Consider the following 14,342-nt stretch of genomic DNA (forward strand, 5'->3'; position numbering starts at 1 on the left):
CGCCGCGTGCGTATTCGCGGTGAGTCGGGGCCAGACTTGCGTGTAAGGGATTCTGGGATGCGCTCTTCCGTTTTGGCCGCCGCGGCGATGGGTCTGGTGGTGGCCGGGTGTGGGATCAAGGTTCCGTTCCTGCCACACAAGCCCGCCACGGTCTCGGCTCCCAAGCCGCCGAAGCCGCCCAAGAAGATGGCCGTGATGCCGACGCGCCCAAGCTGTCCAGCCATGACGGACGCCCAATGGAAGCCGGTGCTGGACGGTGCGATCCACAAGGCGTTCGATCGCACCCTGCGCAAGCGCTTTGGTGATACGGCGGTCCAGTTCCGCACGGGTTGGAGCCGGGACAACCAGGACAACGTCGTGATTACGGCCCACCGGATCGGGCCGGCTGGCTACGCCTTGCCTGAGCCCGGCGAGGGTGGCGAGGTCGAGGCGGTCTTCCGTCCTTGCACCGGCGAGCTCGTCAAGACTCGCAAGCTGGCCAATCTAGAGCGTAAGCCCCGGCCGCTGCCGACGGCCCCAGCGACGAACTAGCGCCTTTCCAGAACCCGGAACACGAAGGGGTGGTCATCGCCTTCGCCGGCGGGGTGCTCTTCGCGCCGGACTTCGGTCCAGAGGCTTTCATCGAACGCGGGGAAGCGAACGTCGCCCTCGACCTCGGCGGCCACCTCCGTGAGATAGAGGCGCTTGGCCTTGGGCAAGGCCAGCTCGAACAGGGCGCTGCCGCCGATCACGCAGACCTCATCGGCGCCGTCGTCGGTGGCCTGCTCGCGCGCGATCTCGACGGCCTCCATCCAGGTCTCGCAGGCCACCGCGCCCTCGGGCTCGAAGCTCTGGTCGCGCGACAGGACGATGTTGGTCCGGCCGGGCAGGGGCTTGCGGGGCAGGCTGTCCCAGGTCTTGCGGCCCATGATGATGGGCTTGAAAAGGGTGTTGGCCTTGAACAAGGCCAGGTCCGACTTCAGCCGCCAGGGCAGGTCGCCGTCGCGACCGATCACCCCATTGGCGGCGCGGGCGACGACAATGGCGAGGGTGGGCATGCTCATGCCTCCTGATTAGCGAGCGTCGGCGCTGTACGCCATGCCTTGATCCCAATCTGAACGTCGATAACTCTGCGCGTCGAAGAACAAGGATCGGGGAGACATGCGATGTCGGTGACGGCGTTCGAGATGCACATGGCCCGGACGGGCGGCGTCGAGGTGCTGGAGGGGCGCGAGGTCGCCCTGCCGCCCCCCGGTCCTGGCGAAGCGCGGGTGGCGATCGAGGCCGCCGGCGTCGCCTTCGCCGACATCGTGATGCGCACGGGCCTGTATCCGGGCGTGAAGGCCCCGGTGACGCCGGGCTACGATTTCGTCGGCCGGATCGAGGCCCTGGGTACCGAGGTGCAAGGCTTCGTGGTTGGCCAGCGTGTCGCAGCCCTGACGGTGACGGGCTCCTACGCCTCACGCCGCAATATCGAAGCCCGCTATCTGGTGGCCGCGCCCGAGGATGCGCCGGCCGAGGCCCTGGTCGCGGGCGTGCTGAACGGACTGACGGCCTGGCAGATGTTCCATCGGGTCGCGAGCTCGGCGGCGGGAGAATGGGTCTTGATCCACGGTGCGGCCGGCGGCGTCGGCGGCCTGCTTCTGGATCTGGCGCGACTTAGCGGCGTGCAGGCCATCGGGACAGCCTCAGTCAGCAAGAAGGCCGAGGTCGAGGCCAAGGGCGGCGTCCACGTCGACTACCGCGCTGAAGCCGTCGCCGAGCGGGCACTGGCGATCTCCGGTGGCGGCGTGGTCGCGGCGTTCGACCATGTGGGCGGTCCGCACCTCAAGCGCGCCTCGATGGCCGCGTTGCGCGACGGCGGCACGGCCGTCCTCTACGGCGGCTATGACGCGACCAAGGGCGGCAAGGCGCGTCCCGGGGCCATGATCAAGATGCTGCTGGCTGATCGTCTATCGGCGCTGAAGCTGTTCAGCGGCAGCCGGGGCGTGTTGGGCTACAACGTCACGTCTTGGCGGAATGCGCGACCGGAGCCCTATCGCGAGGATCTAGCCAAGGTGCTGGGCTTGATCGCCGACGGCGCGATCCAGCCCAAAATCGCCAAGGTCCTGCCGCTCAGCGAGGCTGGCGAGGCTCAGGCCCTGCTTCAGTCGGCCAAGCTGGCGGGGAAGATTGTTCTGAAACCCTAGACCGAAACCTCGGCCTTGATGTGCGGGTGGGCCTGATAGCCCTCCAGCGTAAAGTCCTCGTATTCGAACCCAAAGAGGTCGCGCTTGTCGGCGATCTTCATCGTGGGAAAGTCGAAGGGCTCGCGGGTCAGCTGCTCGCGGGCTTGGTCGAGGTGGTTCAGATAGAGGTGGGCGTCTCCGAAGGTATGGACGAACTCGCCGGGCTCCAGGCCCGCCACCTTGGCGACCATCACGGTCAGCAAGGCGTAGCTGGCGATGTTGAACGGCACGCCCAGGAACACGTCGGCGCTGCGCTGATAGAGCTGGCAGCTCAGCTTTCCATCCGCGACGAAGAACTGGAACAGGCAGTGGCAGGGCGGCAGGGCCATGTCATCGACATCGGCTGGGTTCCAGGCCGTGACGATGTGGCGGCGGCTGTTGGGGTTGGTCTTCAGGTTCTCGACCAAGGTCGAGATCTGGTCGATCACCCGGCCGTCGGGCGTGGCCCAGGAGCGCCACTGCTTGCCATAGACCGGGCCAAGGTCGCCGTTCTCGTCAGCCCACTCGTCCCAGATGCGTACGCCGTTGTCCTTGAGGTAGGCGATATTGGTGTCGCCTTTCAGGAACCACAGCAGCTCGATGATGATCGAGCGCAGGTGCAGCTTCTTGGTGGTCAGGACTGGGAAGCCCTTGGAGAGATCAAAGCGGATCTGGCGGCCAAAGACGCCCAGCGTGCCCGTACCCGTGCGATCGCCGCGCTGGACGCCGTTGTCCAGGATGTCGGCCAGCAGATTCAGGTACTGCCGCTCGGGATGGTCTGCGGCGGCTTTCGTGGGGGCGTCGAGGACGGCGATGCTCATGTCGCCACTTTGGCCGCGAATCGCTGAGTTGAACACTGCGGCGCCTTGGCCTGTCCACAGCGCGGACTGACTTATCCGGCGCCAACCTAAGGGCCGGCTAGCCCGCGAAGCCGCCCTCATCGAGGAATTCCTGTTCAGCCTCGGTCGTCTCTCTGCCCAGGCCGGGGTTCCGGTGCGGGAAGCGTCCAAAGCGGGCGATGACGTCGCGGTGGATGATCGCGTACTTCATCGTTTCCTCGTCGCCGGTGTCGGCTTGCAGCGTCGCGAACAGCTGGACGCTGAACTCCTGGTCGACCAGCGACTCAGAGTGCTCGAACGGCAGGTAGAAGAACCGGCGTAGCTCCAGCGGGATCGCAGGGTCCTGATCATGGCCGGCGGCTATGCCCTCGCGGGCGAACATCCGCGCCAGCGGGTCCGTGGCGAAGGCGTGCGGCGTGCCGCGGTACATGTTGCGCGGGAACTGATCGAGCAGGATCAGCAAGGCCAGGGCGCCTTCTGGGGTCTGGTTCCAGGCGTCATACTTGCGCATCGAGGCGCGATAGTGCGTCTGCTCGAACTTCAGGGCTATGGCGGCGTCGAAGGCCGGGTCCTTGGCGAACCATTTGCCGGGGCCGGCATTGCGCCAGAAGCCGACGATATCGTTGGGGTGCGCGCTCATCCTGGCTCCGTTCAAGCTCGGTTCATCCGGCGAGTCCGATGCTGCTATCAAGGGACAAGCCCGGGCCACGCTTCAAGGCCCTTCGGAGCAGGAAATGAAACGTCTGATCACGACCGCGATGTTGCTCTCGCTGATCGGAGGCGCGGCCGCCGAGGCCGGCGCCGCCGGGGCAGTGGTCGCCCAGCAGCAGCAGGCCCAGCGCGAGCAGCGCGACGGCGGTCCGCGTGGTGACCGAGGTGATCGCGGCGGTCGGCCCAGCGGCGAGCGCGGTGGCGAGCGCGGCGGGCAGGGCGGCTGGAACCGGGGCGGCGACCGTCCGCAGCCGCAAGTCCAGCAGCAGGACCAAGGCGGCGGGTGGAATCGCGGTGATCGTGGTGATCGCGGTGATCGTGGTGGCCGCCCGGACGGGAGCGGCGGCGGCTGGAACCGTGGCGGCGATCGCCCTCAACCCCAACCCCAGCCTCAGCCCCAACCGCAGGCGCCCCCCGTCAATGGCGGCGCTAGCGGCTGGAACCGAGGCGACGACGCCAATCGCGGCGGCAGCGGCTGGAACCGCGACAACAATGGTCGCGGCGAGCCTCGCGGGGACCGAACCGACAACCGGGGTCAGGATCGTGGCCGTGATCGCGACGACCATCGCGGCCGCGACAACAACCGCTGGGACAATCGCGGTGGTTGGGATCGCGGTGGTTGGGACCGTGATGACCGTCGCCCGGGTTATGGCCAGTATCGTGACCGTGACCGGGGGCGTCAGCACTATGATCGCGGCTACTATCGTCCGAGCTTCCGTTCGATCCAGCGCTATCGCGCCCCGGCCTATCGCTACCCCAGCGGTTGGTACGCCCGGGCTTGGTCGTTCGGCGACTACCTGCCGTATGGCTGGTACACGCCGTCGTACTATCTGGACGCTTGGCGCTATGACCTGCCCCAGCCGCCGATCGGCTGCGAGTGGATCCGGGTCGGTGACAACGCCCTGCTGGTCGACGTTTGGAGCGGTCAGGTGCTGAGCGTCTACTACGACCTGTTCTGGTAAGGGCCCTCGGTTGAAGGTCCAAGGGGCGGTGGCGAGAGCTTCCGCCCCTTTTTCGTGATCGCTGCCGATGGACTGAGGACCAGCTTTTCGCGTTTGCGAAAGCCGGCTACGTGCGGCGCCGCATAGCGCGGGTCTTCGTGAGCGCGTAAAAGAGATCTCGAAGGCGCTCGCATTTCGGCGTTCTGTCGGCTTCGCCTTGACGAAACGGCAAAAAAACGCTCAAACGCCCGGCCTTTGTCGCTTTGCTGTTGCGCCGAGCGGCCCCGATTGACCAGTCCTGGAGAAAAAACATGCGCGTCTACTACGACCGCGACGCTGATCTGGCCCGCATCCTGGACCGGAAGATCGCCATCGTAGGCTATGGCAGCCAGGGCCATGCCCACGCGCTCAACCTTCGGGACTCGGGCATCAAGAACGTAGCCGTTGCGCTGCGCGCCGGTTCGCCGACCGCCAAGAAGGCCGAGGGCGAAGGCCTGAAGGTCATGACGGTGGCCGAAGCCGCCGCCTGGGCCGACCTGATCATGATCCTGGCGCCCGACGAGCATCAGGCCGCGATCTACAAGAACGAAATCGCCCCTAACATTCGTGACGGCGCGGCCCTGCTGTTCGCCCACGGCCTGAACGTCCACTTCGGCCTGATCGAACCGAAAGACACCATCGACGTGCTTATGGTCGCGCCGAAGGGCCCGGGTCACACCGTGCGCGGCGAGTACCAGAAGGGCGGCGGCGTGCCCTGCCTGATCGCGGTGCACCACAACGCCACCGGTAACGCCCTCGACCTGGGCCTTGCCTACGCCTCGGCTATCGGCGGCGGCCGCTCGGGCATTATCGAGACCAACTTCCGCGAAGAGTGCGAAACCGACCTGTTCGGCGAGCAGGCCGTCCTGTGCGGCGGCACGGTCGAGCTGGTCCGCGCCGGCTTCGAAACGCTGGTTGAAGCCGGCTATGCGCCGGAAATGGCCTATTTCGAGTGCCTGCACGAACTGAAGCTGATCGTCGACCTCATGTACGAAGGCGGCATCGCCAACATGAACTACTCGATCTCGAACACGGCCGAGTACGGCGAGTACGTCACCGGGCCGCGCATCATCACGCCGGAAACCAAGGCCGAGATGAAGCGCGTGCTGGAGGACATCCAGTCGGGCAAGTTCGTCCGCGACTTCATGCTGGAGAACGCCGTGGGTCAGCCCAGCTTCAAGGCCACGCGTCGTCGTTCGGCCGAGCACCAGATCGAAGAGGTCGGCGCTCGCCTGCGCGGCATGATGCCCTGGATCGCCAAGAATAAGCTCGTCGATCAGGCCAAGAACTAAGCTTCTTTCCCAGACGATCCCACGAAGCCCCCGGTCCTCCCAGGCCGGGGGCTTTTTGCTTGTCGCTTGCGCTGGATCTGCGCGCGTGCATACTGAACTAAATGGTTCAGCAAAGCGCCGCCCGCCTCGATGTTTCGTTCGCTGCCCTGTCGGATCCGACGCGGCGGGGGGTGTTGGAGCATCTGGGACGAGGGGAGGCCTCGATCACGGATCTGGCCGAGCGGTTCGACATGACCCTCACGGGCATGAAGAAGCACGTCAGCCTGTTGGAAGCGGCGGGGCTGGTGACCACTCGGAAGGTTGGGCGGGTCAGACTCTGTCGCCTGCAGGATGGCGGGCTGGAGGCCGAGGCGGCGTGGATCGAACGCTATCGCCAGCGCTGGGCGCTGCGGTTCGATGCGCTGGACGAGATCGTCGAGGATTTGAAGCAGAGGGACAACCAGAATGGCCGGTAAGTATGAAACTGCGGTGGAGCGTACCTCGGACCGCGAACTGGTGGTGACCCGCCTGTTTGACGCCCCGGTCGAGATTGTGTTCGAGGCTTGGTCCAAGGCCGAGTTGTTCCAGCGCTGGTGGGTTCCCAAGGCGCTGGGCGTGCCTTTGCGAGCTTGCGAGATGGATGTCCGCATCGGCGGCGGCTATCGCTTGGAGTTCGGGCTCGACGCTGCCAATTCCATGGCGTTCTACGGCAAGTACACAGACGTGACGCCACCCTCACGGATCGTCTGGACCAATGAAGAGAGCGGCGAGATCACCGTGACGACGGTGACGTTCGAGGATCGCGCCGGCAAGACGTTGCTGACGCTCAGCGAGCTCTATCCCAGCAAGGACGCCTGCGATGAAGCCCTTCAGGGCTCCGCCGCGGGCCTGCCGATCCAGTTCGAGCAACTGGATGAGCTACTGCCGGAACTGGTGGTCTGAGATCGACAGGGGAGAGGGCTGGCGTTTGTGGGTTGCGCGGTTCATCGCCGCACGGGAAGCTTGCCGCCGCTCCCGCCTGGGAATGACGAAGGAGACGCTCCATGAAACGCCTGCTCGCCGCCATGATCGCCGGCGCCGCCCTGTCGGTCGCCGCCGCCCCGGCCTTTGCCCAAGAAGTCGCCTACAAGCTGGACTCTTCGCACACCGAGACCTTCTTCTCGATCGACCGGATGGGTTTCACGTCGATCCTGGGCCTGTTCGCCCAGTCGGAAGGCACGATCTGGTTGGACGAGGCGGCGCCGGAGAAGTCGCGCGTCGAGGCGAGCGTCGCGGTCGGCAGCATTCTCACCGCCAATACCGCGCGCGATGAGCACCTGAAGGCGGAGCGTTGGCTGAACGCGGCCAAGAACCCGACCATGACCTTCAAGTCGACCAAGGTCGAGAAGACGGGCGACACGACCGCCAAGGTGACCGGCGACATGACCGTGATGGGCGTGACCCAGCCCGTGACCCTTGACGTCAAGCTGAACAAGATGGGCGTCGGCAACAGTCAAAAGAAGCAGGCCGGGTTCACCATCACCGGCCAGATCAGCCGCAAGGCCTTTGGGCACACGATCGGCGCCGGCGCGATCGGTGATGCGGTGAACATCCGCATCGAGGCCCTGGCCGTCGCCCAGTAGGGCTAGCCGAGCACAAACACAGGGCCCCAGGCCACCTGGTAGCGGCGCTCGCCCGTCGACAGATGCGGGCGCAACTGCCAGGCGCCGGGCTTGAGGGCCGAGGCGGCGCGATCTTCAAGGTAGGTCGCGGTCAGAATCTCGCCGCCGGGCTCCGAGACCGAGAATTGGCGGATCGCCGGCGTCGCGTAGGACAGGGCGCGGGCGATCTCGTCGGTTGATCGAACGCGCAGCGGCGCAGGGCCTGCCAGCCGTGCGCTGACCTCGGCGTAGGCGCCCACGGCGATGACGCGCGGGCCCTGGCGGAAGACGCCGTAGCCGACGTGGGTGAAGCCCGGCGCCAGCAGGTTGGCGCGGTGGCCTGGGCTGGTCTTCCACTGGTTCATGATCTGGTCGTACGTGACGGCGCTGGCGGCGTTGCGGCGCATGGCGATGTTCTCGCCCGGCGCGCCGACCAGGTCGCGTGCGAACAAGCCGACCCGACCCGCTGGCGAGAAGCCTTCTCGCGTGAGGTGCTCGAAGACGCCCGTTACCGCGATATCCGCTGCGTGCGAGCGGGCGGCGAGGCGCAGTCCCTCGTCCAAGGCCAGGGCCGCGGGACCCTGACGGCGACGGTAGAGGTTGTTGAGGTCGAGCAAGGTTTCTTCGAACGCGGGATCGAAGTCACCGCCGGGGGGATCGGATAGCAGCGCGCGCAAGCGACGCTCGTAGGCGAGCCAGGGCGTCGCTGGCGCGGCCAGGGCGGGGGGGGCGGCCAGAGCTAGACCGCCGGTCAGCAAGCTTCTACGCGCGATTGTCCGCATGCGATCTCCGACGGCCTAACCTCAGGCCCAGCATTGACACCCGCCCCTTGCGACCAGACGTAAGGGCCATGAAACCTGTTCGTTCCCTATGGCTGGCCGGTCCCGAGGCTTGGCTCCCCGATTTCGACATCCAGGCCTCGCGCCAGCGGGCGCTTTGCCTGGAGGCCGGGCTCGAGGCCCTGATCCCAGCCCGTATGCCTCTCGGCGATACCGGCGACGAACTGGAGGCTAGACAATTCTACGCCGAGCGCATGGCGCAATTGCGCCAAGCTGACGCCGGGGTGATCAATCTCACCCCATTCCGGGGGCCTACGGCGGACACCGCGACGGTGTTCGAGGCCGGGGTGCTGGCGGGACTTGGCAAGCCGACTTTCGCCTACATGAACGTGACCAGCGAGTTGCGCGCGGAGTACATAGCTCGTGTCGATGCGGACCTTGGCGCGACGCTGGACGAGAATCGGGTTTGGCGAGACGCTGAGGGATGCATGATCGAGGACCACGGCCTGCCGGAGACCGTGATGCTGTGGGGCGAGGCGCGACGTCTGTTCGTGATCGTCACCGACGATCCCTTGCGAGACCTCACGGGCCTGGAGCTGTGCCTGGAGGCGCTGGCGCTCTACGCGGAATAGCGTTTCGGACTTGAGTTGGGTCAAGGTGAGCCTGCTTGGGGGCCGCATCTTGGCCGTTGGTGCTGGAGGGATGACCATGACAATCGGGAAGCTGCGCAGCGCCTTGGTTTTGGGAGCCCTGCTGGCAATGGCGACCGCCAGCCACGCCGCGCCGGATCAGGATCCGGTGGCCCGAGGCAAGACCATCGTGACGCGCAACTGCGCCGCCTGCCACGCGGTGGAGACAAGCGGCGACAGCCCGAACCCGACGGCGCCCCGCTTTCGCCAACTGCAGGAGCGATATGATGTCGAGGCCCTGGCTGAAGGGCTGGCCGAGGGTTTGACCGTGGGGCATGGCCCGATGCCCGAGTGGACCTTTCCGCCCGAAGACGTGACGGCGATCGTGGCCTATCTGAAGTCGATCCAGACCCGGGCTGGGGCGGCCACGACACCGCCAAGCGAGCCGCGTCCCTAACTAGCTCCAGGGAAGGCTCGCCTCGCCGCGTAGAATGGCTTCGGCCTCGACGGTATGCTTTCCCCCGTCGCGATCATGCATGACGAGCGGCGGCAGAAGCACCAAAGGCGCCTTGCCGGTCTTGATCGCGCGCACGATCACGCGCTTTGCCGGCGCGTCGACGAACGGGGCCACGGGACGGATGCGGAAGGAGCCCGTCTTCGGCGCCAGCAAGGCCAGGATATCGGCCAGCCGGTCGGCACGATGGATCAAGGTGATGGTGCCCCCCTCACGCACCGCTTTCAGGCAGAACCCCGTCCAGGCCGCCAAGCCGCCGTCGGCGATCCAGGCGCCGGTCTTGGCCAGGGCGGGCGCGCGTAGGCTGCTGGGGTCATCGAAATAGGGCGGGTTGGCCATCACCGCGTCGAAGACGGGCAGGCTCAGCGCGCGAAAGCCGGCCTCGACGTCGCCCGTCATCACGCGCACGCGCGCCGCCAGGCTGTTCAGGGAAACGTTCTCGTTGGCCAGCACAGCAGCGGCTTCATCCCGCTCCACGCCCTGGAACATCGCCTCCGGTCGGCGAGTCGCCGCCGCCAATAGAGCGCCTCCAACGCCGCAGCCGGGCTCGAGCACGCGTTGACCCGGCAGCGCGTCGCACGTCGCCGCCAGCAGCGCGGCGTCCATGCCGGGCCGGTATCCGTCCGGAGCCTGACGGAGCCTTACTCGGCCGCCCAGAACCCGATCCTCGGTCACACCTAAGTCGTTCAATGCTCGTCAGGCCTTGTGCTCGCCTTGACCCTGACCTATCCCGCCACCATTGTCCCTCGCAATGGTTCGTGGGGGGCCGCTTTAAGGAGAGCATGGTTTTGGACGTAGCCGCAGCGACCCTGCCCCGGAAGTCGGGATCGGTGGATCGTCTCGTGCGCCTCGCCGAGGCCGACATGGCGGGCGTCAACCGCCTGATCACCGATCGCATGCAGAGCGATGTGGCGATCATTCCCGCCTTGGCCGAGCACCTGATCGCCGCCGGCGGCAAGCGCCTGCGTCCGCTGATGACCGTCGCCGCCGCCCGTCTGGCCGGCGCTGACAACGATCATTTCCAGAAGCTCGCCGCCGCCGTCGAGTTCATCCACACCGCTACTCTGCTGCATGACGACGTCGTTGACGGCAGCCAGCTGCGCCGTGGCAAGGTCGCCGCGCACCTGATCTGGGGTGGCGCTCAGAGCGTGCTGGTCGGCGACTTCCTGTTCGCCCGCGCCTTCGAGCTGATGGTCGAGACCAACTCGATGAAGGCGCTGGAGATCCTGGCCCGCGCCAGCCGCGTCATCGCTGAGGGCGAGGTTCTGCAGCTGATGCGCAGCCACGACCTGAACCTTTCGCAGGCCGTGTATCTAGAGATCATCCAGGCCAAGACCGCTGAGCTGTTCGCCGCCGCTTCGGAGGCCGGCGCGGTCTCGGCCGGTGTCGACGCCGCCCAGTCCCAGGCCTTGCGTGACTACGGCCTCAACCTCGGCTTGGCGTTCCAGCTGGCCGATGACGCCCTTGATTATGGCGGCGCCACCGAGACGCTGGGCAAGAACGCAGGAGACGACTTCCGCGAAGGCAAGGCCACGCTGCCGCTGCTACTGGCCATCGCCCGTTCGGGTCCGCGCGAGGCGGAGTTCTGGGAGCGCGCCATCGGCCGTCGCGAGCAGACCGAGGCGGATTTCCGTCGCGCTCGCGAGTTGATCATCGGTTCGGGCGCGCTGGATGCGACCCTGGATCTGGCCGCCGACTACGCCGACAAGGCCAAGGCTTCGCTGGCGATGTTCCCGGCCAACGACTGGCGCGAGGCGCTGGAGGAGCTGGCCGATTTTGCGGTCAGCCGCCGCGCCTAGATGTCCAGCCGGAAGTCCATGCTGGGCGGACTTCCGCCGCTGAGGCCGGGTGAGAAGCCGCCGCGCCTGCAGACCGTAATCGCGACTTCGCCCGAGAACCCGGCGGGCGATCCCAACATCCGCCCACATGAGGCGGGGGAAGCTGCCGGCAAGGTGATCGGCGGCGGCCTTGGTGTCTTGCTGGTGACTATCAGCGTGCTGCTACTGCTGGGTCCGGTGCTGTGGGCGCCAGGCTGGGCAGGCCTAAGGATCGCGCGTTTCCTGAGCGGGTCATGGCAGCCGTGGCTCGCAGGCTTTGCCGCCTTTGTGACGATGGCGATGCTCCAGACTTGGCTGCTGCTTCAGCGCCACCCGGCGCTGCGCTACCCTATAGTGACCCTCTTCTCCGTGCTCTGGGTTGGCGGGCTGTGGCTGGAGTTCAACTCGCCTCGCCACGACTGGGTGACGACTGCGCCGACCCTCCAGATGCCCGGGCCCTGGTCCTGGGCGCTGATCGTCTTCGGATCGGTCATCTATGCCGGCGTCTATCTGCTGGCTCTGGCGCCGGTGGTGAAAAGCCGCTGGGCGCGCCGCTGGCAGCTCCTGAAGTAGAGCGGTGAATTCGGCGTAATGCACGCCGATGGGCCTTCACAGCGAGGCCTTGCGGGGCCACCTCTAGGACCTCGCTTTGGGGCAACACATGATCCGCTTCATTCTCAACGTTCTCTGGCTCTTTTTCGGCGGTCTGGTCACCGGCTTGGGCTGGCTGCTCGCTGGCGTGATCCTGGCGATCACCATCGTGGGCCTGCCCTACGCGGGCGCGGCTTGGCGCATCGCCGGCTTCGCCTTCTGGCCGTTCGGCAAGGAGATTGTCAGCCGTCAGATCGTGACTGGTCAGGAAGACATCGGCACGGGTCCGATCGGCGCGGTGTTGAACGTGATCTGGTTCCTGCTCGCCGGCTGGTGGCTGGCGCTGAGCCACGTGCTGGTCGCGGTGGCCGAGGCGATCACCATTATCGGCATCCCGTTCGCCATCAAGGACCTGCAACTCGCCCGCATCGCCCTGGCGCCGATCGGCGTCGCGGTGGTCAAGCGGTAGAAAGCCGGCGGCCTGTCAGCGTCGCAAGACGTGTGTCCACGGGCCGGAGGCGTCAGGTTCAAAGCCCTGCGCCTCCCAGAACGGCGCGGCGGCGTCTGAGGCGCGGGCGTTGACGGTCAGAAGCCTGACGTTGTCGAAGCCTTCGTGAATCAGCGCTGAAGCGAGAGCTGTGGCGACGCCGAGCCGGCGCATGGCGGGACGGACAAAGAAGCGGCGCAGGCGCCGCGCCGGCTCAAGGGCGGCGGGTTCGGGCGTCATGGCGCCGATCCCCGCCAATTCCCCGGCCAGGAAGGCGGCGAGCAGGGCCTCGCCGTCGTTCTGGAAGCGCGCGCCGGCCCGCCAGCTTTCCTCCAGCATGGCCATGTTGCGCACGCCTTGGCCGGAGGCTTCGGCGACTAGGTCGCCAAAGCCTTCCGGCAGCTCGTCGAAAATGCGGACGAGCTGGAGCACGTCAGGATCAGCCCGGCGAGATCATGTTCTCCGGACGGACGTACTGGTCGAACTCCTCGTTCGTGAGGTAGCCGCCGCCGACGGCCTCCTCGCGCAGGGTGGTGCCGTTCTTGTGCGCGGTCTTGGCGATCTTGGCGCAGGCGTCATAGCCCAGCTTGCCGTTCAGGGCCGTGACCAGCATCAGGCTGTTCTCGACGCCCTTCTTGATGTTGTCGACGCGCGGCTCGATGCCGACGACACAGTTGTCGGTGAAGCTGATCGCCGCGTCGGCCACCAGGCGCACCGACTGCAGGAAGTTGTAGGCCATCACCGGGTTGAAGACGTTCAGCTCGAAGTGGCCCTGGCTGCCGGCGAAGGTCAGGGTCGAGTGGTTGCCGAACACCTGGGCGCAGACCTGGGTCAGGGCTTCCGACTGGGTCGGGTTGACCTTGCCCGGCATGATCGACGAGCCCGGCTCGTTCTCCGGCAGGGCCAGTTCGCCCAGACCCGCGCGCGGGCCGCTGCCCAGGAAGCGGATGTCGTTGGCGATCTTGAACAGCGAGGCGGCGACCGTGTTGATGGCGCCGTGCGTGAACACCATGGCGTCGTGGGCGGCCAGGGCCTCGAACTTGTTCGGGGCGGTGGTGAAGCCAAGGCCGGTGATGCCGGCGATCTTCTCGGCGACCAGTTCGGCGAAGCCGACGGGGGCGTTCAGGCCGGTGCCCACGGCCGTGCCGCCCTGGGCCAGCTGCATCAGCATCGGCAGGGTGCTTTCGATGCGAGCGATGCCGTTCTCGATCTGCTGGGCGTAGCCGCCGAACTCCTGGCCCAGCGTCAGCGGCGTGGCGTCCTGGGTGTGGGTGCGGCCGATCTTGATGATGTCCTTCCACTCGGCGGCTTTGGCGGCCAGGGCCTTGTGGAGATGCTTCAGCGCCGGGATCAGGTCGTGGACCACCTGCTCGGCGCAGGCGATGTGCATGGCCGTCGGGAAGGTGTCGTTCGACGACTGGCTCATATTGACGTGGTCGTTCGGGTGGACGGGCTTCTTGCTGCCCATCTCGCCGCCCAGCATCTCGATGGCGCGGTTCGAGATGACCTCGTTGGCGTTCATGTTCGACTGCGTGCCCGAGCCGGTCTGCCAGACCACCAGCGGGAAGTGGTCGTTCAGCTTGCCTTCGATCACCTCATTGGCGGCGGCGATGATCGTCTCGGCGATCTTCGGATCGAGCTTGCCTAGCGCCAGGTTAGCCTCGGCGGCGGCGCGCTTGACGATACCCAGGGCGCGGACGACGGGCAGGGGCTGCTTCTCCCAGCCGATCTTGAAGTTGCCCAGGCTGCGCTGGGCCTGCGCGCCCCAGTAGCGGTCGGCGGCGACTTCGATCGGGCCAAAGGTGTCGGTCTCGATACGCGTGGCGGTCATGCGGCGTGTCTCCCAAAAACGGTCGAGCGCGGTCTAGACCTTGAGCGCCGAGAGGGCAATGTTCGCA

At 66.6% G+C, this 14,342-nt stretch carries 19 protein-coding genes; 12 read left to right on the forward strand and 7 right to left on the reverse strand.

The features are described from left to right. Positions 1 to 57: 57 nt before the first annotated feature. Positions 58 to 531 carry a hypothetical protein gene (locus ACT53N_RS14765; RefSeq protein ID WP_476064599.1) on the forward strand — a complete coding sequence of 158 codons (474 nt, stop codon included), beginning with the start codon at positions 58 to 60 and terminating at the stop codon, positions 529 to 531. Here the strand turns inward: ACT53N_RS14765 and ACT53N_RS14770 are convergent. Further along, positions 528 to 1,043 (reverse strand): dihydrofolate reductase, encoded by a 516-nt coding sequence (locus ACT53N_RS14770; RefSeq protein ID WP_476064600.1) that lies wholly within the window; start codon positions 1,041 to 1,043, stop codon positions 528 to 530. The two genes, ACT53N_RS14765 and ACT53N_RS14770, sit on opposite strands and share 4 nt — an antisense overlap. A gap of 102 nt (positions 1,044 to 1,145) precedes the next feature. On the opposite strand from ACT53N_RS14770, the gene ACT53N_RS14775 reads away from it, so the two are divergent. Further along, complete coding sequence (locus tag ACT53N_RS14775; RefSeq protein WP_476064601.1) at positions 1,146 to 2,168, forward strand: medium chain dehydrogenase/reductase family protein; 1,023 nt, start codon at positions 1,146 to 1,148, stop codon at positions 2,166 to 2,168. Here ACT53N_RS14775 and ACT53N_RS14780 read toward each other — a convergent pair. Both ACT53N_RS14780 and ACT53N_RS14785 read right to left on the reverse strand, forming a co-directional pair. Then, positions 2,165 to 3,007 (reverse strand): thymidylate synthase, encoded by an 843-nt coding sequence (locus tag ACT53N_RS14780; RefSeq protein WP_476064602.1) that lies wholly within the window; start codon positions 3,005 to 3,007, stop codon positions 2,165 to 2,167. The two genes, ACT53N_RS14775 and ACT53N_RS14780, sit on opposite strands and share 4 nt — an antisense overlap. Positions 3,008 to 3,104: 97 nt before the next feature. Further along, positions 3,105 to 3,665, reverse strand: a complete 561-nt coding sequence (locus ACT53N_RS14785; RefSeq protein ID WP_476064603.1) for a DUF924 family protein — start codon at positions 3,663 to 3,665, stop codon at positions 3,105 to 3,107. Positions 3,666 to 3,759: 94 nt separating this feature from the next. Between ACT53N_RS14785 and ACT53N_RS14790 the strand changes: the two genes are divergently transcribed. The 5 genes from ACT53N_RS14790 (at position 3,760) to ACT53N_RS14810 (ending at position 7,609) form a co-directional block, all read left to right on the forward strand. Continuing rightward, a complete protein-coding gene (locus ACT53N_RS14790; RefSeq protein ID WP_476064604.1) occupies positions 3,760 to 4,698 on the forward strand; it encodes an RcnB family protein in 939 nt (312 codons plus the stop codon). Between the two features lie 248 nt (positions 4,699 to 4,946). Beyond that, the gene (gene ilvC, locus ACT53N_RS14795; protein ID WP_181242572.1) at positions 4,947 to 6,008 is read left to right on the forward strand and encodes a ketol-acid reductoisomerase; all 1,062 of its coding nucleotides are present in this window, start codon (positions 4,947 to 4,949) and stop codon (positions 6,006 to 6,008) included. 101 nt (positions 6,009 to 6,109) lie between these two features. Continuing rightward, a complete protein-coding gene (locus ACT53N_RS14800; protein WP_476064605.1) occupies positions 6,110 to 6,463 on the forward strand; it encodes an ArsR/SmtB family transcription factor in 354 nt (117 codons plus the stop codon). Next, a complete protein-coding gene (locus tag ACT53N_RS14805; protein ID WP_476064606.1) occupies positions 6,453 to 6,929 on the forward strand; it encodes an SRPBCC family protein in 477 nt (158 codons plus the stop codon). Before ACT53N_RS14800 ends, ACT53N_RS14805 begins: the two co-directional genes overlap by 11 nt. Before the next feature lie 101 nt (positions 6,930 to 7,030). Continuing rightward, positions 7,031 to 7,609 carry a YceI family protein gene (locus tag ACT53N_RS14810; RefSeq protein ID WP_476064607.1) on the forward strand — a complete coding sequence of 193 codons (579 nt, stop codon included), beginning with the start codon at positions 7,031 to 7,033 and terminating at the stop codon, positions 7,607 to 7,609. A gap of 2 nt (positions 7,610 to 7,611) precedes the next feature. Here ACT53N_RS14810 and ACT53N_RS14815 read toward each other — a convergent pair whose 3' ends face one another. After that, entirely contained in the window at positions 7,612 to 8,409 is a 798-nt protein-coding gene (locus ACT53N_RS14815) for a CAP domain-containing protein (protein ID WP_476064608.1), read from the reverse strand. 68 nt (positions 8,410 to 8,477) lie between these two features. On the opposite strand from ACT53N_RS14815, the gene ACT53N_RS14820 reads away from it, so the two are divergent. Further along, positions 8,478 to 9,038, forward strand: a complete 561-nt coding sequence (locus ACT53N_RS14820) for a nucleoside 2-deoxyribosyltransferase (RefSeq protein WP_476064609.1) — start codon at positions 8,478 to 8,480, stop codon at positions 9,036 to 9,038. Between the two features lie 70 nt (positions 9,039 to 9,108). After that, positions 9,109 to 9,492: a c-type cytochrome gene (locus ACT53N_RS14825; protein ID WP_476064610.1), complete on the forward strand. Its 384-nt coding sequence runs from the start codon at positions 9,109 to 9,111 to the stop codon at positions 9,490 to 9,492. On the opposite strand, the gene ACT53N_RS14830 is transcribed toward ACT53N_RS14825, so the two are convergent. Then, positions 9,493 to 10,239: a tRNA1(Val) (adenine(37)-N6)-methyltransferase gene (locus ACT53N_RS14830; RefSeq protein ID WP_476064611.1), complete on the reverse strand. Its 747-nt coding sequence runs from the start codon at positions 10,237 to 10,239 to the stop codon at positions 9,493 to 9,495. A gap of 98 nt (positions 10,240 to 10,337) precedes the next feature. On the opposite strand from ACT53N_RS14830, the gene ACT53N_RS14835 reads away from it, so the two are divergent. The 3 genes from ACT53N_RS14835 to ACT53N_RS14845 all read left to right on the forward strand — a co-directional run bounded on the left by ACT53N_RS14835 (position 10,338) and on the right by ACT53N_RS14845 (position 12,426). Next, positions 10,338 to 11,348, forward strand: a complete 1,011-nt coding sequence (locus ACT53N_RS14835) for a polyprenyl synthetase family protein (RefSeq protein ID WP_476064777.1) — start codon at positions 10,338 to 10,340, stop codon at positions 11,346 to 11,348. Next, the gene (locus ACT53N_RS14840; RefSeq protein WP_476064612.1) at positions 11,349 to 11,939 is read left to right on the forward strand and encodes a hypothetical protein; all 591 of its coding nucleotides are present in this window, start codon (positions 11,349 to 11,351) and stop codon (positions 11,937 to 11,939) included. An 88-nt stretch (positions 11,940 to 12,027) separates the two neighbouring features. Continuing rightward, positions 12,028 to 12,426, forward strand: a complete 399-nt coding sequence (locus ACT53N_RS14845) for a YccF domain-containing protein (protein WP_476064613.1) — start codon at positions 12,028 to 12,030, stop codon at positions 12,424 to 12,426. Positions 12,427 to 12,441: 15 nt separating this feature from the next. Here ACT53N_RS14845 and ACT53N_RS14850 read toward each other — a convergent pair whose 3' ends face one another. Beyond that, a complete protein-coding gene (locus tag ACT53N_RS14850) occupies positions 12,442 to 12,876 on the reverse strand; it encodes a GNAT family N-acetyltransferase (protein ID WP_476064614.1) in 435 nt (144 codons plus the stop codon). A 7-nt stretch (positions 12,877 to 12,883) separates the two neighbouring features. Continuing rightward, positions 12,884 to 14,275 carry a class II fumarate hydratase gene (gene fumC / locus ACT53N_RS14855; protein WP_476064615.1) on the reverse strand — a complete coding sequence of 464 codons (1,392 nt, stop codon included), beginning with the start codon at positions 14,273 to 14,275 and terminating at the stop codon, positions 12,884 to 12,886. Between the last annotated feature and the right edge of the window lie 67 nt (positions 14,276 to 14,342).

The organism is Caulobacter sp. DMC95 (genome assembly GCF_056313785.1).